Raw genomic sequence first — 17,016 nt, forward strand, 5'->3', positions numbered from 1 at the left:
CTGCGCCCTCGGTCCGCGTCCTGGGCGCGGCGCGGGACCTGCCCGCCGGCGCCACGCTCGGCACGTCCGACCTGCGCGCCCTCGACCTGCCGCCCCCGGCCGTCCCGGCGGGCGCGCTCCGCTCCGGCGCCGCCGGGCGGGTCCTCGCGGGCCCCGTGCGGCGCGGCGAGCCGCTGACCGACGCCCGCCTGGTCGGCGATGGGCTCCTGCGCGGCTACGGCCCCGGGACGGTCGCCGCCCCCGTCCGCATCGCCGACGCCGACACCGTCCGACTGCTGCACTCCGGCGACCGGGTCGACGTGCTGGCCGGCCCGCCCTCTTCCGGTTCGGACGATCTCCCCGGCGGCGGCGGCCGGTGGGGCGCGGCCCGCGTGATCGTGTCCGGCGTGCCGGTGGTGACCGTGCCGCGCCGCGGCGACGAAGGCGGCCGGGAGGGCGCGCTGGTGGTCCTCGCGACCGACCGGGCGCAGGCCCAAGCCCTCGCCGGCGCGGGCCCCGCCCTCTCGATCACCATCACCGGCCCCTGAGCACCCGCCCGCCCTGGGCGCTCGGGGGATCGACTTGGCGCAAGGGGTGAACTTTCATTACCATCCGTAGCCGTTCCGTCCGGCTCCGGCCGGACCGGACATCAGTGATATGACGCACGCGGGAGTGAGAACCCCCTCCGATCAGGGCAGACCAGGCGCTGATCGGCCGTGCCCCTCCCCCGCGCCCACAGCCGATCACCGCCAGGAGGGCGTCCGACGGGACGCGCCCCACCGACCCCCAGGAGCACGCACATGGGCGGATTCAAGAAATTCCTCTTCCGCGGAAACCTCGTCGACCTCGCCGTCGCGTTCGTCGTCGGAGCCGCGTTCGCCTCGCTGGTGAAGGACTTCGCGAACTCCTTCATCACCCCGCTGATCGCGCTGATCGGCGGCAAGCCCGACTACACCCGGCTCGCCCTGACGATCGACGGCACGAAGTTCCCCTACGGCGTCTTCGTCACCTCGGCGATCGCCTTCTTCATCACCTCGGCGATCGTCTACTTCCTGGTCGTGCTGCCGACCACGAAGCTGATCGAGCGCATGGACCGCGGGAAGGAGGCCACCGAGCGGGAGTGCCCCGAGTGCCTCGCCGAGATCCCCATCAAGGCGCGGCGCTGCCGGTTCTGCACCTCCGAGATCGTCCCGCTGGCGCACACCCCCTGACGCGTCAGTACTGGCTCTCGGTGCCGTACTCCCAGTGCCAGGGCTCGAACGGGTTGCTGTAGGCCCACGCCGGGTGGAACCACCCGTACTTCCTGGAGTTGGCCTTCAGCCAGTTGAACTGCACCGAGCCCTGGTTCTGCACCCCGCCGCAGACGTCGATGGCCTGGCCCTTGCCGTGGTTGCTCGTGCCGGGGACGGCCGCGAAGCCGGGCCGCCGCACGTAGACGGACTGCTGCTCGGCCAGGCTCCGGTAGGAGTCCGTCAGGCACATGTCGCGGCCGAAGTGCGCCTTGTACGCCGCGTTCAGCTTGTAGAACGCGAGCGCCGCGTCCGCGCGCAGCTCGCGCCCCTTCTGCGGCAGCGGGCACAGGTACTTCTGCGGGATCAGCCCGTTGGGGAACTTCTTGGCGTCGGCGGCGAGGCTCTTGTCGCATCCGAGCTCCAGCCGCTTGCTCTGGGGCAGCTTCTTGAGCATCGCGTTCAGCTGGTCGGTGAGCTGCGCGGACCGCTGCCTGAGCCCGTCGATGTCCTGCTGCACGCGCGTCTGCGCGATCGCGCTGCGGGACTGCAGGTCCTGCGCCGTGGACGCCAGCTCCTGCTTGCGCTTCTGCAGCGCGTCGGCACGGTCCACAAGCGCCTGCTGCGACCGGGCGAGCATGCTCACGTCCGCGGTGGCGCGCAGCGCCTGCTCCGGGTTGCCGCCGCCGAACACCGCCATCGACCCGGCGGCACCGGGCTGCTGGTAGGAGGAGTTCGCGAGCCGGGCCAGCGGCTGCCGGATCTCGTTCAGCTGAGCCTCGGCGTCCGCGAGGTCCTGCAGCGTCGCCTTCAGCTTCGTCTGCGAGGCCGCCAGGTCCTTCTTGCGGCCCTCCATGTCCTTGGTGGCCGACTCGAGTTCGTCGCGAGCCTTCGCGGCGGCCTCGCGCAGCGACTTGACGTCGTCCCCGCCATCGGCCGCCCTGCCGGCACCCTGCGGCACGAGCGTCGCCATCACCAGGACGGCCGCGGCCAGCGCAGCCGACCGGGGGTTCGGCACGGTGGTTTTCCTCCTGATGCCCGAATACGAACAGCGGCAGAACGCTACTACAGGTTCACAGTTGAACAGGGCGCAACCGCATCAGCGGCCGGGGTGACGATGGCGACGGCACCACTGGTCGAGATACGGCACGCCCACCCACGGGCATGAGGGCCGCACGTCCGGCGACTGCGCGGGCTTCGGCGTCGCCTTCTTCGTCGGCACCGCCTGCGGTGTCACGACGCGCCGTGGCGCCTTGGTCTCCGCCTGCGGCTCGCTCTCCGGCGGGACGTACTGCCCGAACGTCGGCTCCGCCGAGGGCGACCCGTGCGCGGCCCTGGACGTCGGCGTCGCCGCGCCGTCCGGCCGTCCCGAGGGCTCCTCACGCAGCGAGAGCGCCACCACGGTCGCCAACGCGACGGGCACCAGGAACGCACTCGCGACCATCGCGACGCGTCTCCGCCGCGGCGCGCGCTTCTCCGTGGCCTCCCCGGCCTCCCGGTCCTTCGGCTGCCCTCGATGCCGACCCGTCACGGCACCGAAGCGTACCCACACCGACCCCACCCGGCCTAGAGCGCGCGTAAGCCTTATCCCCCCGCACTTTGGCGCTCTCTTGAGCCTCGGCCACCCCCATAACGGGGAGCGCCCAGCCCGCCCCTTCCCCTACCCTGTAGGTGCCGTCCGCTACGCTCTTCCGGCAAGCGACGACATGCCTCCGTAGCTCAGGGGATAGAGCACCGCTCTCCTAAAGCGGGTGTCGCAGGTTCGAATCCTGCCGGGGGCGCCGAGATCACCAGCAAGAACCAGCCCCTGACCAGCACCAACGCCGGTCAGGGGCTCTCTGTCGTATGCGGCCTTGTGCGACCATATGCGGCTCTATGCGGTTGGCCGTTCCCAATGCGTTCCCACGCCATCGGGCAGCCGCAGACGACCTACAGCAGGTTGTCCTTCAGCCACTTGCTTCCCCGCGGGCTGAAGCCGGCCCAAGCCCCGTTGCCCGTCAGCTCGACGACCAGCAGTTCGTCGCTGGAATCGATGTGTCGCATGAGGACGTCCCGCACCTGAGTCGCGGTCTTCTCGGTACGAACGATCCAGGTGGAGTCCAGGTGACGCCAGTACGTCCGGAACTCCTTGAGCTCCTTGATGAGGGAGTCGTAGTCCTGGCCGGGACGATTCAGGTCGTACCCGACGAGCAGCGACTTCACAGTCATGGCACTACTTCCCGAGACCGAGCCCACAGCCGGGCAGGCTTGGAGAACCTGAGTCCACCAAGGTAGGGTCCAGGAGCGGTACCAACGCACCGGCCCCATCCCAGGTGAGCCCGATCTCTTGTCGAGGCCCCCGGATGGGGCCTTTGGTATGGACAAGGTCAAGTGAAGCAGCTCAGCCACGCTGCGGCAACTCGAACCACAAGAACTTGTGCCGCATGTCGAAGTAGGCACTACATCTAGTGGTTGCCGGTGGGTTTCAAGCGAAACTACCTAGCGTAACAGGCAGGTGCGACAATCCAGGCGCCGCCGACGCAGGGCATTGCTGTCTGCTGTCGTCTCGCTACCAACTGCAGTCTCCGGTGTCGAGCGCGGCCGAGATGCGACGCCTCGCCACTTCGTCCTGTCCGGAAATGCACTTGGCGTAGGTCTTGAGCAGGACCTCGACGCTGTGGCCTGCCCATTCGGCGACCTGGGTAGCCGGTACGCCAGCGTTGAGCCAGGTCGACACGCACGCGTGGCGGAGGTCGTACGGACGCTCGGCCAGCGGCGAGGCGAACTGGTCGGCGGTGAAGGCATCCTTGCGTGCCTTCCGCCACGCGCGCCGGTAGGTGATGTTGGGTAGCTCTCCCCCACGGACCCCGTAGAAGACGCGACCATCGGCGCCCTCGGAGAACTCGGCGAGGTGAGCGCGAAGGACGCGAGTCAACGCCGGCGGGGTGTCTTCGTCGCCGACCGTCCGAATCTGGTACGCGTGTCTCCCGAACGCCAAATGGAGAGCGCCGAGCAGTCTTTCCAGAACGAATCCGAACAGCAGATCCAGGTAGACCGCAAGGTCCAGCAGATCCCGGCCACTGCGGAACTCGCCGAGGCACTGGGGATCCCAGCAGGGCAGGAGATCAAGCACGTCGTCACGAGAGCCACCGAGAACGGGCGCCCCATCTCGATCTCGGACACTCACCATGCATTGGACGTCGCGGACATCTCGGATGCGGCGTACCTGGAAGAGACAATCTCCGACCAACTACCAACTACGGCGCATGCCGAATGGCTGCGGACGACGCCAGGCGATCTCGTCAAGACGGTCCATCAGCGGTTCGTTGCCGCTGACGAACGGGTCGTCATGATCTCCAACATCTCGTATCCTCGCGACCGGTACGAGGCGTTCGTCTTCCGCATGACCCTCAAATAGAGGCATGACGAAGGGGGCGCCGAGCAACTCGGCGCCCCCTTCGTCATGCTTGAACTCAGATTCTGACCCACCCTTGTGCCACGTCCGAATCTGTCCACCATGAAACAAAGTGCCGATCCACGGATTCCAGTCTCCAGCGAGCAGACAGGGAATCAAAGAAGGCGTCATTCCCTGTCTTTCCACCCCTCGGTTCCCCGATGTAGACGAGTCTCTCGCCCCCAGCCTCCTCGAAAGCCGTGAGTGCGTCAGTCGACATCGTGTCTCCCCAGCCAGGCGGCCAGCAGAGAAAAAGCACATACTCTGCCGACCGGGCGCGAGTCGCGAACTCGGCCAGGTCGGCGACAGGATGCCAAACATTTACCTGTCCGACTACTTCAGGGAACGAAGCGTTCGCCGCCGTGTCCGGTGGCTCCGAGTCGTACCCTTCAACGGTCAAGCCCACATGTGCCAACTGCGCAGCCCAATAGCCTCTCCCGGCTCCAAGCTCCACAATCGGCAGATCCTCACAGAATTCCGCTATCCATTCGATGGTTTGCGGAGCGGGGATCGCATACGCATAGGTTGCCTGCAAAAGCATCTGCGCGAAGGCAAGCCGCGCGCTTCCCTCCGTACGACCACCATTTACCACGTGGCGGCCGTCGTGCTCAACCACGAGGGGCTCAACGATGTCCCAGTACGGGTTTGGGCTCACGGCGCGTCCACCGGTCATGTAATGGACGAACCGCAAGTCGAATTGTGCGTCGACTTGATCGTCGCCCGTTCCCGACAGGCATGCCGCCATGTCCAGGTACTCGGCCACCTTAGGGTACTTCGACCGAAGTCTCTGTTCATCCTTCAGTAGCGCGGTGAGTTCGCCCCATCGGCTCGATGTCATGGAGAGCTTGACCATGCTGCAAGTCTCTCGCATTGTACGCGAGTAGTCCAGTCCTTGCCTTCCCCAAGGTGGCGGCATAGACAATGCCTCAATTCGGCAACCGCCCGCCGTCGCACCAGGGTGCGAGCCCCCTCCCCATGCGAGCATGAACCGTCCGCCTAAAGTCGCACCTATCACTTCCGCCGCTTGCGTTCCAGATAATTAATTGCAGCAGTTAGGCGGCCTATGTCATCATTGGCGTGTCCGATGATGAGATTGCACGAATGACACAAGAGACCGCGTACGCATTCTCCACAAGAACCATTCCTGTCACAGCATTTGTGATCGTGATCAATGTGAAAATTTCTCTTAGAGCCCGATACTTGTGCACCACACATCTCACACCCAGAGGCCATGAGCTTCAAGAGTTGCGGGACTGTCATACTGAATCGCCTGGCCTGTTCATAGATCTTGCAACAATCTTTGCACCTTCCAGTGCGAATGTCCTTTGAGTTCTTCTTGTAAATATAGAATTCCTCCAGAGGAAGCACCCTCTCACATAGATAACACTCTCGCAACTTCCTGTCGCTTGAGTATCGAGACTTATTGCCCCTTAGAGGCGAGAGTGGCCTTCCTTCCCATTTTTGTCGATAGTGCCCTGCGCACAGCTCAGTAGCCTGCCTCGGCTTGACACAGCCAGGAAAGGAGCACGGTGGCGCTACATTTCTCCGCGCTCGCTGTGCACATAAGACACTGCAGAACTTTTTACTCTTTCGTTGAGCTGCAACTTTGATACCACAGTATCCGCAATCGATAAACAGCATTTTGCCCTTTTCCGAATCTGTGCAACACGAAGCCTCTTCCGGCAAGTGCAAACCATAACCACCACGTACGACAGTTTGGAGTCGTCGCCCCAAGTTCACATACTGGATGCGCGCTCGACTAAAAGCGTTGGCAACTCAGGTAGAGCGAGAGGAACGGGCGCGGTCAATACTGGACGTGCACACGCGGCTGGCTAGGGTCTGGGATGGGCCTCAGAGGTCCGTTCAAGGTAAGCCGCGAGACCCGGGCTGGGGCGCGTACCAGGCAGCATGTTCCATCTGTGTCGGCCGTTCTTGTTCATGCGCCATGTGACATCAGATGCCACCACGGGACGCCGTATGCCACGGCGCATGTTCCATTCGCGTTCCAGCCGTTCGGGGCGCCGGTCAGCGTGACGCGTCGCCCTCAACTGCGGTCGACGCGTCGCGTCCAGCTAGCCGCCGAGGCATCGTCTATGCGTCCCAGCCAGACGCCGCCTTGCCCGGCGATGACCTCGGCGTAGATCTTCAACAGCACCTCCACACTGTGGCCGGCCCACTCGGCGACCTGGGTGGGCGAAACACCTGCGTTGAGCCGGAGCGAGACACCGGCATGGCGCAGGTCATACGGACGCCGAGCGAGGCCGGACGCCTCCTGAGCGCGCCGTGTGCCACGTGCGCCCGTAGCCGGACGGGAGCAGCACTCCCCCGCGCTCCGTGCGGAACAGCCGGCCGACCTCGCCCCAGGACGCTGGCGGCTACGTGCGCGTCGCAAAATCCGCAGAATCCGCAGAACCCTCGCGCCGCTGGCCGGCCGAGGTGCTGCCCTCGGAACCACGTGCCGCGTATTGCCGCAGAATTCCGCGTAATCCCGTGACCTGCACGGATGCCCACCTGACAGGAGCAGCGACGGGCTTCTGCGGTGCCGTGCGGGCATTCTGCGGACACCTCGTGACCTGGGCGTCCATCCGCTGGCGGCGTCGAGACGGCTTTCTGCGGATTCTGCGGATTCTGCGGGGGAAGGATCCCGATCGCGCACCTCGGGGCGCCAGCGCGGGCCGTCGTGTAGTCGAGATGAACGACAGATCGATAGCGTCCCTAGGGCATCGGAGACGGACGATCGTAGGGTGCCGCGATAGGTGGGAAGGGGCAGTGCGTCGATCTCCTCAGAGAGGCCCTAAGCGCTTGATCATTCTCAATACCGTCCCACCGGGGTCATGGTGGTGCGGGTCAACCGGAAGTTTGCGCTGGTAGTCGCCGCGTCTGAACGCGGATGCTCCCCGGACTCCTAAAGCGGGTGTCGCAGGTTCGAATCCTGCCGGGGGCGCCCATCACCTGCGGAAACCTGGTTCCGCAGGTCGAAGGCCGCGAACCGGCCGCACCATCTCGGCTGTTGCCCGCAGATGCGGTGCCCACGTCCAGGCGCCGGGGCGTTGTGATGCCTACGCTCGCCGACACCAAGGACAGGCCACGCGAGTACCTCTTTCCGCACCTCCCGCCGCGCGGGGTCGTGATACTCGGAGCCGTGGCGCCCGGAACCGTGGCGCCCGGAACCGTGGCACCCGGAACCGTGGCGCCCGGAACCGTGGCGCCCAGGGTCATAGCGCTTGGGGTCATGGCACTCGGGGCGGTGGCGCTCGCGGCGGTGGCGCTCGGCTCCTTGCTGGCTGTTCGGGGTCGTTCGTAGGAGCGGTCTACAGCCGTTTGGCGTGGTGCCGGAGGGCGTCGTGGGCGGCCTTCTTGCAGGCGGCGTGCTTCCGGCCATCAGGTGCCTCTAGCGTCCAGGCGAGGTCGGTCGAGCAGGCGTCGTGGCGGTCGCTGGTCTGGCTGTGCGAGGGGCAGTGATCGAGGCGGGCGTCGTCCTCCTCGGTCCAGTTCGCCGGGTCATGCGGGGTGAACACGAGGCGTGGGGCAGTCTTGCTCGTCTCGGGGGTTCGGAGCGTGGGCCTTCAGGTGCTGCGTGGCTTGGGGCCGCCCTTGCGGGGTTCGACGCCGCGTTCGCGGAGCTTCCGGCGGATGTAGCCGGCGGTGAAGGTCTCGGGTTTGGCGAGCTGGTCGGCGGTGCGGCCGGCGTTGGCGGCGTCGACGTAGGCGGTGAAGAGGTCCTCCAGGAGGGCGTCGGCCTCCTTCTTGGCCTTCAGGTACCTGGTCTCCGCGAGTTCGACTCGGGCGTCCGCTTCCTCGGGATTCATTCGACACAGAGTATCGATACTTAGGAGCGAGTGAAATGGCGACTTCGGGATGCGGGGGCTCTTCGTCGCGGCCGTGGATGTACCGCTCGGCGCGGATGCGCGCCTCGGTCTTGCGGAGGGCCATGGGTCTGCTCGTCTTCGCCGGTGTGGGGGTAGCTGCTCCGGTGGGTTGCGATGTGGCCTGATCCGGCACGTCGGGCCGCGAGCGAGCCCCCGGCCTGGGTCGGGGTGGGCCGGGGGCTCGGGTGCGGGAGCGGGGGTCAGCCGTTGATCTTGGCGGCGGCGAACTGGGCGCCCTGGGGGACGGTGCCGTTCGTGGCGTAGGTGAGGTGGGCGGAGATGTCGACGCCGTTGGCGCAGACGGGGTCGCCGGTGTTGCAGAACTCCTTCGCCTTCGGGCCGTAGAGGGAGCTGGCGGTGTTGATCGTCTGGCCGTACAGGCGCAGCGGGTTGCCGTAGACGACGACGGCCTTCACGCGGGAGGCGAGGTTCGTCGGGATGGTGCCGCCGGTGCCGAGGAGGGTCGGGATGCCGATCGCGATGTCGGTGACGCTGGCGCCCTGCGAGTAGCCGCCGAGGACGAACGAGGTGCCCGGGCAGGACGCGGCGACGGACTTGACGTGGTTGCTCATGTCGGTGGCGCCGGGGCCCGCGCTGGTCTGCGCGAGGTCGGCGGCGTAGTTCACCGCGTAGGAGCTCACCGACTTGCCCGGCAGGTCACCCTTGATGGCGCTGACGAACGGCGTGCCCACGATGCCGAGGCCGGGCAGCTCGCCGCTGCCGCGGGCGAAGACGACGTCGACGTCCGAGCAACTGGCGGCGGACGCGGGGGCGGCGGACAGGGTGGCCAGTCCGGCGGCGCTCACGGCGCCGGCGAACGCGGCGGCGGTGAGCCGCCGGAGGGACGGGGAGAGGGGCATGCGGGCCTCTTTCTGCTCGCCGGGCCCCGATCGATTCGGGGCCGGTCAGCGCAGGAACGTAGGGGCCCGGGGGGCGCCGCGGCATCGGCAGAATCACCGGCCGGTCCGCCGGACTGGCGATTTCCCCGATGCAGGGAGCAGGGCCGCGGCCGACACTGTGCTTCCCCCCGACCAGTGCTTCTAGGAGGCAACCGTGCGAATACCCCTGCGCTCCCCGAGACGGCGCGCCACCGCCGCGGCCTTGGGGGCGGTGCTCTTCGGCGCCTTCATCGGCGCGGCGCCGACCGCCCGCGCGGAGGCGGACGACCCGGCCGTCAGCGTCCCGCCCGCGGGGAGCCACGGCTTCCCGTTCCTCGCCGCCGCCGAGGACCTCGGCTCGTACGGCTACACCGAGAACGAGTACTTCATCTCCGGCACCGCCCACTCGTACGCGAAGGCGGGACTGTGGGGCCCGGACGGACGGTGGAGCGTGCGCGAGTCCGGCAGCGCCGCGTACAAGACCCGGCTGCTCGTCCGGCGGCCCACGGACCCGGCGAAGTTCAACGGGACGGTCGTCGTCGAATGGCTGAACGTCAGCGGGCAGCTCGACCTGTCGCCGGACTACTGGTTCGAGCGGGACGAGCTGCTGCGCGAGGGCTACGCGTGGGTCGGCGTCTCGGCGCAGGCGGTCGGCGTCAACGGCGGGCTCGGCGAGATCCACGGCCTGAAGGGCTGGGATCCCGAACGGTACGGGACGCTCGTCCACCCGGGCGACGCGTACTCCTACGACATCTTCTCGCAGGCCGGGCGGGCGCTAAGGGCGCCGGACGGCCCCGACCCGCTCGGTGGGCTGAAGGCGAGGACGCTGCTGGCGGACGGCGAGTCGCAGTCGGCCGGGTTCATGACGACGTACGCGGACGCGGTCCAGCCGGTGGCGAAGGTCTACGACGGCCTCATGATCCACAGCAACAGCGCGGTGGGCGCGCCGATCAGCGGCGAGCTGGCGGACACGCTCACGATGCCGAACCCGTCCCGGATCCGCACGGACCTGCCGGTGCCGACGTTCGTGGTCCTCACCGAGACGGACGTCCCGCTGGCGTCGGCGGCGCGGCAGCCGGACACCGGCAGCGTCGTGCACTGGGAGCTGGCCGGCACGTCGCACGGCGACCAGTGGGCGTACGACCTGGGTGATCCGACGTTGAAGAAGTCGGCCGGGTCGGCGGCGCCGCAGGCGGACTGCACAGCGGGGACGGCGCCGTTCAACGACGGGCCGGGTCACTACTCGATGAACGCGGCGCTGCGCCATCTGGCGTCGTGGGCGCGGGGCGGGACGCGGCCGCCGAGCGGCGCGCCGCTGAACACGGCGCTGCGCGACCCGCGCACCGGGCTCGCGACGGGCGGCGTCCGGCTGCCGGACATCACCGTGCCGACGCGCACCCTCACCGGGCTGCGGCACCTGGGCCTCGGCGACGGCATCTTCTGCGGCCTCTACGGCGCCCGGGACCCGTGGAACGGCGACGCGGACGGGTGGGACCGGCACGACGCCGGCGACCCGTCCAACCCGTCGTTCCCGCCGGTCGCCGAGCCGGTGCTGAGCCGGCTGTACCCGACGCACGCCGGGTACGTGGCCAAGGTGCAGGCGGCGGCGCAGCAGTCCGTCGACGGCGGGTACCTGCTGCCGGAGGACGCGGCGGCCATGGTGAAGGCCGCGCAGGACTCCGGCATCGGCGGCTGACCCCGATGGACGGCGCGCCGGCCGGCGCGGGCGCCCGGCGACCGGGCGTCCCGCCGGCCGGCGCTCGTGCCTGGCCGGTCCCAGCGAGAGCGGTCCGGTGGCGGCGCTCCAACGGTGGCGGCGCTCCAACGGCGGCGGCGCTCCGGCGACGGCGCGCTTCGGGGCGAGGTCCGGCGCGGTGCTCTGCTCAGCTGGTGTCGATCGAGCGCTGCTGGCCCGGGTATCCGGGCTTCTGGGCGGGGAGCCCGACCATCTCGTCGTCGAGCGTTCCGGCGGTGAGCGGCTCGTCCGGCGGCTCGGGAGCGGGGTCCTCGGGCTTCGCGCCGGACGGCGGGGCGTCCACGGGCCCGCCCGCGTTCACCCCCTGCGACTCAACGAGGTCGTCCTCATGCTCTTTGTGCATGTTCGTCCCTTTACCCGCCACGAAGCGGAATAGCCGGACGTCAGGCGGGGACCGCCGCGCGGCTGCGGGAGAATCGCCGCATGGCGAAGAAGTGCCCTTGCGGGACGGGGGCCTCGTACGGGGAGTGCTGCGGCCGGCTGCACCGGGGCGAGGCCGCGGCGCGGACGGCCGAGGAGCTGATGCGGTCGCGGTTCAGCGCGTTCGCCGTCCGGGACGAGGCGTACCTGCTGGAGAGCTGGCATCCGGCGACGCGGCCGGAGCGCGTCGACACCGATCCCGGGACGCGGTGGACGCGGCTGGAGATCGTCCGGACCGAGGACGGCGGTCCCGGCGACGCCAAGGGCGTCGTGGAGTTCAGGGCGCACTACACCGCCGGCGGCCAGGACGGGGTCATGCACGAGATCAGCCGCTTCGTCCGGCACGACGACGCGTGGGTCTACGTCCGCGGCAAGGTCGCGTGACCCCCGCGCGGGGGAGGCCGGACGGTCCCTGAGGGGCAGCGGCTTCGGCCGCGCGGGGGAGGTCCGGGGCCCGCGGCGGCTGCGACGTTGGGGACGCGGGCGATAGTCGCCCGCGGCGAAGGGAGACCCCACATGTCGCATCGGAGGATCGCGGTCGCGGCGGCCGCGCTCGTGGCGGCCGGCGCGGTCGGCGGCGGGACGGCCATGGCGCAGGAGAGCGGCGGGCCGGCCCCGCGCGAGTCGCACATCACCGGCGACGCCTGGCTGAAGTACCCGGGCGATCCGCAGTACCCGTACCGGCGGTTCGTCGTGGACGCGCACGGCGGGCCGTGGAAGTTCGTCAACGGCAAGATGGTCATGGGCGCCGCCCGCGGAACGGTCCGGTTCGACCATTTCGCTCCGGACGCGCCGGGCGGGCCGTCCACGCACCACTGGGGACGATCAAGGTCGACTACGTGATGGCGTCCGGGCCGGTGGCGGTCGTGTCGGGCATCCGGCAGGACGACGAGCACGGCATCCCGCCGAACGAGAAGCGGGCCAACCTGACGTTCTACCAGTCGCCGCGCGGCCACCGGTTCGACCGGATGGGCTTCTCGTGGGGCGTGGTGTACGCGCAGTGCCAGCAGATGGGCGGCGGGCCCGCGCCGTTCAGCCCGGCCAGTGCGGGCCCGGACGGCCGCTGGCTGAAGGGCTACACGGTCAAGGCGGCTCCGCTGGAGATCCCCACCGGCCCGATCCAGTCGCCGGACAACCCGGCGGACTGCTCCTTCGCCGACGGGTAGCACTCCCCCGGCGTCCCGGAACGGCGGCTCAGGCGCTACTGCAGCTCAGGCCTGGCGCCACTCCGGGACGGTCCCGGCCTCGTGGAGGCAGAAGTCGGGCGCGCCTTCGAGGGCCTTCTCCTCACCGCCCGGCGTGTACGTGACGATGAGGCGGAGCGGCCGCCACGTCGTGTTGTAGGTGGAGTGCCACGCGCCCTTCGGGATGTGGACGGCGTCGCCCTCGCGGATCGTGAACGGCTCGCCGTCGTCCACCATCTGCTCCGCCTCGCCGGAGACGACGTAGATGACCTCCTCGGCGTTCGGGTGGTTGTGCCGCGCGTGCCCCTTGCCGGGGTTGACGATCACCTCGCCGAGGGTGCTGCCCGCGCCCTCGACGGTGGACGGGGTGACGAACCACTTGATCGAACCCCAGTCGAACGCCATCGTGGACACGTCGCCGGGCGTCACGTGCATTCAGATCTCCAGCTTCTTGAAGGCGGCCACCTGCTCGGTGATGGCCCGCTCGGTCGGCAGCCGTTCGACCGAGGAGGCCCCGAAGAAGCCCACGACGCCCTCGGTGCGGGACAGGACGTAGGCGGCGTCGTCCGGTTCGGCGATGGGGCCGCCGTGGCACAGGACGAGCACGTCGTCGCGGACCTCGGCCGCCGCGTCCCGCATGGCCTGCACCTTCGCGACCGCCTCGTCCAGTGTCAGGGCGGTGCCGGCGCCGATGCTGCCCTTGGTGGTGAGCCCGACGTGCGGGACGAGGACGTCCGCGCCGGCCTCCGCCATCGCCCGCGCCGAGTCCTCGTCGAAGACGTAGGGGGCGGTGACGAGGTCGCGTTCATGGGCGAGCCGGACCATCTCCACTTCGAGGTCGTAGCCCATGCCGGTCTCTTCGAGGTTCTGCCGGAACACCCCGTCGTAGAGGCCGACGGTCGGGAAGTTCTGCACCCCGGCGAACCCCATCGCCTTCAGCTGGTCGAGGAAGACGGGCATCACCCGGAACGGGTCGGTGCCGCACACGCCCGCGAGGACGGGGGTGTCCCGGACGACCGGCAGCACCTCGGACGCCATCTCGACGACGATCTGGTTCGCGTCCCCGTACGGCAGCAGTCCCGCGAGGGAGCCGCGGCCCGCCATCCGGTAGCGGCCCGAGTTGTAGATGATGATCAGGTCGACGCCGCCGGCCTCCGCGCACTTCGCGGACAGGCCCGTGCCCGCTCCGGCGCCGATCACCGGCTTGCCCTGCGCGACCGACGCGCGCAGGCGTTCCAGGACGGTCTGACGGTTCACTGCGCTCCCCCTGCGTTCGACTCGTGTCCGGTGGATGTCTCGTGCCCCGCGTGCGGCCCGTGCTCCTTGATCAGCTCGTGCAGCCGGTCGGCCATCGCGCGGCCGAACGACGGGTCGTTGATGTCGACGTCCAGCCGCTCCGTCGCGACGGCGCCGTCCATCGCGGCGAAGCAGGCGGCGTCGGCGTCCGGGTCGTGGAACGGCATGCCGGGCACGTCGAGCGCGGACACGCCGCCGAGCGGGAGGAACAGCACGGTCGGCCCGGTGGCGGCGGCGAGCTTCGCCGCGACCCGCCGCCCGAGTTCCGCCATCTCGTCCGGCGTCGTCCGCATCAGCGTCACGGTCGGGTTGTGGACGTACAGGTTGCGGCCGGCGAACCGCTCCGGGACGGTGTCGCGCGGGCCGAAGTTCACCATGTCCAGCGCGCCCGGCGCCACGACCTGCGGGATCCCGTGCCGTCCCGCCGCGGTGAGCCGGTCCGGGCCGGCCGACAGGACGCCGCCGACCAGGTCATCCGCCAGCTCCGTCGTCGTGAGGTCGAGGACGCCCGCGATGAGGCCGCTGTCGACGAGGCCCTCCAGCGCGCGCCCTCCGGCACCGGTCGCGTGGAAGACCAGCACCTCGTAGCCGAGGTCGCCGAGCCGCTCGCGCGCCGCGTCCACCGCCGGGGTCGTCACGCCGAACATCGACGCCGCGACGAGGGGCCGCTCGTCCGCGGGCTCCGGCGGCGCGTCCGCGCGGGCCTTCGCCATGCCCGCCGCCGCTGCCGCCGCGTTCCCGAGGATCAGCCGGGACACCCGGTTCACGCCCGCGATGTCGACGACGCTGTAGGTCATCGTCACGTCCTTCGCGCCGACGTACGGCGCCACGTCCCCGGACGCCATCGTCGACACGATCAGCTTCGGCAGCCCGATCGGCAGGTCCCGGACGGCGCGCGCCGCGATCGACGACCCGCCGCTCCCGCCGACCGCGAGGACCGCGTCGGCCCGCCCTTCCGCGACCAGCCGGGCGAGGACGACGGCCGCGCCCTCGCCCATCGCCGTGACGGCCGCGCCCCGGTCCCCGGCGCCGCGCAGTGCCGCGATCGTCGTGCCGCCCGCCTCGGCGACCCGTTCCGCGAGCACGTCGGCCGCGACGTCCGCCGCCGGCTCGCCGACCCCGGCGTCCACGAGGACGACCTCGCAGCCCAGCTCGCGGAGCCGGTCGCGCAGCCACGCGTACTCCGCGCCCTTGGTATCGAGCGTCCCCACCAGCACCACGGTCGCCACACCGCACCTCCCGTCCCTGACTCCACCGAGATCCTGCCCTCGCGCCGCTTCCGGCAACCGGCCGGACGCGCCATCCCGACGCACCGTCCCGACGCCCCACCCTGCCGCGGGTCACCCCGCCGCGGGCACCGGCGCTTCGCTGATCTTGCCGTCCTCCAGGTTCAGGACGCGGTCGGCCTCCGACAGCAGCGCCTGGTCGTGCGTGGCGACCAGCACGGTGACGCCCTCCCCGGCGACGATCGCGCGCAGCAGCGGCATGATCGCGGCGGCGGTCTCGGAGTCGAGCTGGCCGGTCGGCTCGTCGGCGAGCAGGAGGCGGGGCCGGTTGGCGAGGGCGCGGGCGATCGCGACGCGCTGCTGCTGCCCGCCCGACAGCTCGTAGGGGCGCTGCGCGGCGTGGTCGGCGAGGCCCACGAGCGCGAGCAGCAGCCGGACGCGCTCGTCGCGCTCGGCCGGGGCGGTCCGGGTCAGCCGCAGCGGGACCTCGACGTTCTCGGCCGCGGACAGCACGGGGATGAGGCCGTGCGACTGGAACACGAAGCCGATGTCGTCGCGGCGCAGCGCGAGCAGGTCGTCCTCGGACAGCGCGCCGATCTCCCGGCCGTCCACGCGGACGGTGCCGCCGTCCGCGGTGTCCAGGCCGCCGATCAGGTTCAGCAGCGTCGTCTTGCCGGACCCGGACCGGCCCCGGATCGCGACGAGCTCGCCGGGCTCGATCCGGAACGAGGCGCCGCGCAGCGCGGGCACCTCGACCTTCCCGGCGCGGTAGGTGCGGACCAGGCCGTCGACGGCGACCATCGGCTCGGTCATGCGTCCTCCTCGCGGGACCGGTCGGGCCAGACGCCGACGTGGTCGTCCTCCAGCGCCAGCCGCACGCGCTCGCGCATGTCCAGCGCCTCGGTGAAGCCGCGCGGGAGCTGGACGCGTCCGGCCCGGTCGAGGACGGCGTACTCCTCGGCGGTGCGGGTGCCGTCCGACGCGTCGCGGCGGCGGACCTCGCTGCTGGTGCGGCCGTCGCGGATGCCGACGGTGCGGTCCACCCGCTCGGAGACGCCGGCGTCGTGCGTGACGATCACGGTGGTGGTGCCGAACTCCTGGTTGACCCGGCGGAACGCGGCGAACACCTCGGCGGCGGTGGCGGTGTCGAGCTCGCCGGTCGGCTCGTCGGCGAGCACGACGTGCGGCTCGTTGGCGACCGCGACGGCGATCGCGATCCGCTGCTGCTGGCCGCCGGACAGCTCCGCGGGGCGGCGGCCCGCGCAGTCGCCGACGCCGAGCATGCCGAGCAGGTCGGCGGCCCGGGTGGCGCGCTCGCGCCGGGACCGCCCGGCGAACCGCATCGGCAGCTCGACGTTCTGCACGGCGGTCAGGTACGGCAGCAGGTTGCGGGCGGTCTGCTGCCAGATGAACCCGACCTGCTCGCGGCGGAACGCGAGCCGCTCCTTCGCGGACATGGTGAGCAGGTCGGACCCGGCGACGCGGGCGACGCCGGCGGTCGGCACGTCCAGCCCGGACAGGATGTTCAGCAGCGTGGACTTGCCGGACCCGGACGCGCCGACGAGGGCGATCAGCTCGCCCGGGTCGACGAGGAGGTCCAGGCCCTGCAGCGCGACGACCTCGATGCCCTCGCTCTTGTAGATGCGCACGAGGTTGTCGCAGACGATGTGCGCGCCCTCGCCGTAGGCGGGGCCGCGTTCGACGGCGCGGCGTTCGAGTTCCGCCAGGTCCGGTGCGTCTACCACG

Annotated in this window: 21 protein-coding genes and 1 tRNA gene; 8 read left to right on the top strand and 14 right to left on the bottom strand. The window is 70.0% G+C overall.

All coding sequences use genetic code 11. The features are described from left to right. Positions 1-527: SAF domain-containing protein (locus tag amrb99_RS45480; protein WP_190868315.1), on the top strand; the 527-nt coding region annotated here is incomplete at its 5' end. Positions 528-779: 252 nt separating this feature from the next. Then, the gene (gene mscL / locus amrb99_RS45485; protein ID WP_190868316.1) at positions 780-1,190 is read left to right on the top strand and encodes a large conductance mechanosensitive channel protein MscL; all 411 of its coding nucleotides are present in this window, start codon (positions 780-782) and stop codon (positions 1,188-1,190) included. 4 nt (positions 1,191-1,194) lie between these two features. On the opposite strand, the gene amrb99_RS45490 is transcribed toward mscL, so the two are convergent. Together amrb99_RS45490 and amrb99_RS45495 are read right to left on the bottom strand one after the other, a co-directional pair. Continuing rightward, on the bottom strand, positions 1,195-2,226 hold the full coding sequence (locus tag amrb99_RS45490) for a D-alanyl-D-alanine carboxypeptidase family protein (RefSeq protein WP_190868317.1): 1,032 nt from the start codon (positions 2,224-2,226) through the stop codon (positions 1,195-1,197). Positions 2,227-2,307: 81 nt separating this feature from the next. Beyond that, a complete protein-coding gene (locus amrb99_RS45495) occupies positions 2,308-2,739 on the bottom strand; it encodes a hypothetical protein (RefSeq protein WP_190868318.1) in 432 nt (143 codons plus the stop codon). A 177-nt stretch (positions 2,740-2,916) separates the two neighbouring features. Here amrb99_RS45495 and amrb99_RS45500 point away from each other — a divergent pair. Beyond that, a tRNA-Arg gene (locus amrb99_RS45500) sits at positions 2,917-2,989 on the top strand. A 148-nt stretch (positions 2,990-3,137) separates the two neighbouring features. Here amrb99_RS45500 and amrb99_RS45505 read toward each other — a convergent pair. Beyond that, on the bottom strand, positions 3,138-3,416 hold the full coding sequence (locus amrb99_RS45505) for a SinR family protein (RefSeq protein WP_194737759.1): 279 nt from the start codon (positions 3,414-3,416) through the stop codon (positions 3,138-3,140). A gap of 340 nt (positions 3,417-3,756) precedes the next feature. Further along, on the bottom strand, positions 3,757-4,122 hold the full coding sequence (locus amrb99_RS45510; RefSeq protein ID WP_241756550.1) for an integrase: 366 nt from the start codon (positions 4,120-4,122) through the stop codon (positions 3,757-3,759). Here amrb99_RS45510 and amrb99_RS45515 point away from each other — a divergent pair. Continuing rightward, the gene (locus amrb99_RS45515; protein ID WP_347257142.1) at positions 4,099-4,605 is read left to right on the top strand and encodes a UTRA domain-containing protein; all 507 of its coding nucleotides are present in this window, start codon (positions 4,099-4,101) and stop codon (positions 4,603-4,605) included. The two genes, amrb99_RS45510 and amrb99_RS45515, sit on opposite strands and share 24 nt — an antisense overlap. A gap of 55 nt (positions 4,606-4,660) precedes the next feature. Here the strand turns inward: amrb99_RS45515 and amrb99_RS45520 are convergent, their stop codons facing one another. The 4 genes from amrb99_RS45520 to amrb99_RS45545 all read right to left on the bottom strand — a co-directional run bounded on the left by amrb99_RS45520 (position 4,661) and on the right by amrb99_RS45545 (position 9,370). Next, the gene (locus tag amrb99_RS45520; protein WP_190868320.1) at positions 4,661-5,494 is read right to left on the bottom strand and encodes a hypothetical protein; all 834 of its coding nucleotides are present in this window, start codon (positions 5,492-5,494) and stop codon (positions 4,661-4,663) included. 2,458 nt (positions 5,495-7,952) lie between these two features. Further along, positions 7,953-8,159 (bottom strand): hypothetical protein, encoded by a 207-nt coding sequence (locus amrb99_RS45535; RefSeq protein WP_190868322.1) that lies wholly within the window; start codon positions 8,157-8,159, stop codon positions 7,953-7,955. 48 nt (positions 8,160-8,207) lie between these two features. Beyond that, entirely contained in the window at positions 8,208-8,450 is a 243-nt protein-coding gene (locus tag amrb99_RS45540) for a hypothetical protein (RefSeq protein WP_190868323.1), read from the bottom strand. Between the two features lie 260 nt (positions 8,451-8,710). Then, complete coding sequence (locus amrb99_RS45545; protein WP_190868324.1) at positions 8,711-9,370, bottom strand: cutinase family protein; 660 nt, start codon at positions 9,368-9,370, stop codon at positions 8,711-8,713. Between the two features lie 193 nt (positions 9,371-9,563). Between amrb99_RS45545 and amrb99_RS45550 the strand changes: the two genes are divergently transcribed. Further along, positions 9,564-11,084 carry an alpha/beta hydrolase domain-containing protein gene (locus amrb99_RS45550; RefSeq protein ID WP_190868325.1) on the top strand — a complete coding sequence of 507 codons (1,521 nt, stop codon included), beginning with the start codon at positions 9,564-9,566 and terminating at the stop codon, positions 11,082-11,084. A gap of 187 nt (positions 11,085-11,271) precedes the next feature. On the opposite strand, the gene amrb99_RS45555 is transcribed toward amrb99_RS45550, so the two are convergent. Further along, positions 11,272-11,487: a hypothetical protein gene (locus amrb99_RS45555; protein ID WP_190868326.1), complete on the bottom strand. Its 216-nt coding sequence runs from the start codon at positions 11,485-11,487 to the stop codon at positions 11,272-11,274. 80 nt (positions 11,488-11,567) lie between these two features. On the opposite strand from amrb99_RS45555, the gene amrb99_RS45560 reads away from it, so the two are divergent. The 3 genes from amrb99_RS45560 to amrb99_RS45570 all read left to right on the top strand — a co-directional run bounded on the left by amrb99_RS45560 (position 11,568) and on the right by amrb99_RS45570 (position 12,730). Then, a complete protein-coding gene (locus amrb99_RS45560; RefSeq protein ID WP_190868327.1) occupies positions 11,568-11,948 on the top strand; it encodes a YchJ family protein in 381 nt (126 codons plus the stop codon). 132 nt (positions 11,949-12,080) lie between these two features. Then, the gene (locus amrb99_RS45565) at positions 12,081-12,407 is read left to right on the top strand and encodes a hypothetical protein (protein ID WP_190868328.1); all 327 of its coding nucleotides are present in this window, start codon (positions 12,081-12,083) and stop codon (positions 12,405-12,407) included. After that, positions 12,407-12,730 (top strand): hypothetical protein, encoded by a 324-nt coding sequence (locus amrb99_RS45570; RefSeq protein WP_190868329.1) that lies wholly within the window; start codon positions 12,407-12,409, stop codon positions 12,728-12,730. Before amrb99_RS45565 ends, amrb99_RS45570 begins: the two co-directional genes overlap by 1 nt. Positions 12,731-12,775: 45 nt before the next feature. On the opposite strand, the gene amrb99_RS45575 is transcribed toward amrb99_RS45570, so the two are convergent. The 5 genes from amrb99_RS45575 to amrb99_RS45595 form a co-directional block, all read right to left on the bottom strand. Next, positions 12,776-13,183, bottom strand: coding sequence for a cupin domain-containing protein (locus tag amrb99_RS45575; RefSeq protein WP_190868330.1), 408 nt, complete (start codon positions 13,181-13,183; stop codon positions 12,776-12,778). Further along, positions 13,184-14,005 carry a phosphoenolpyruvate hydrolase family protein gene (locus tag amrb99_RS45580; RefSeq protein WP_190868331.1) on the bottom strand — a complete coding sequence of 274 codons (822 nt, stop codon included), beginning with the start codon at positions 14,003-14,005 and terminating at the stop codon, positions 13,184-13,186. Continuing rightward, on the bottom strand, positions 14,002-15,273 hold the full coding sequence (locus amrb99_RS45585; RefSeq protein ID WP_190868332.1) for a Tm-1-like ATP-binding domain-containing protein: 1,272 nt from the start codon (positions 15,271-15,273) through the stop codon (positions 14,002-14,004). The genes amrb99_RS45580 and amrb99_RS45585 overlap by 4 nt, the downstream gene beginning before the upstream one ends. Positions 15,274-15,384: 111 nt before the next feature. Continuing rightward, on the bottom strand, positions 15,385-16,083 hold the full coding sequence (locus tag amrb99_RS45590; protein WP_190868333.1) for an ABC transporter ATP-binding protein: 699 nt from the start codon (positions 16,081-16,083) through the stop codon (positions 15,385-15,387). After that, on the bottom strand, positions 16,080-17,015 hold the full coding sequence (locus tag amrb99_RS45595; RefSeq protein WP_190868334.1) for an ATP-binding cassette domain-containing protein: 936 nt from the start codon (positions 17,013-17,015) through the stop codon (positions 16,080-16,082). The genes amrb99_RS45590 and amrb99_RS45595 overlap by 4 nt, the downstream gene beginning before the upstream one ends. Position 17,016 lies beyond the last annotated feature (1 nt).

The sequence above is a fragment of the Actinomadura sp. RB99 genome, assembly GCF_014706005.1.
Classification (GTDB): domain Bacteria; phylum Actinomycetota; class Actinomycetes; order Streptosporangiales; family Streptosporangiaceae; genus Spirillospora.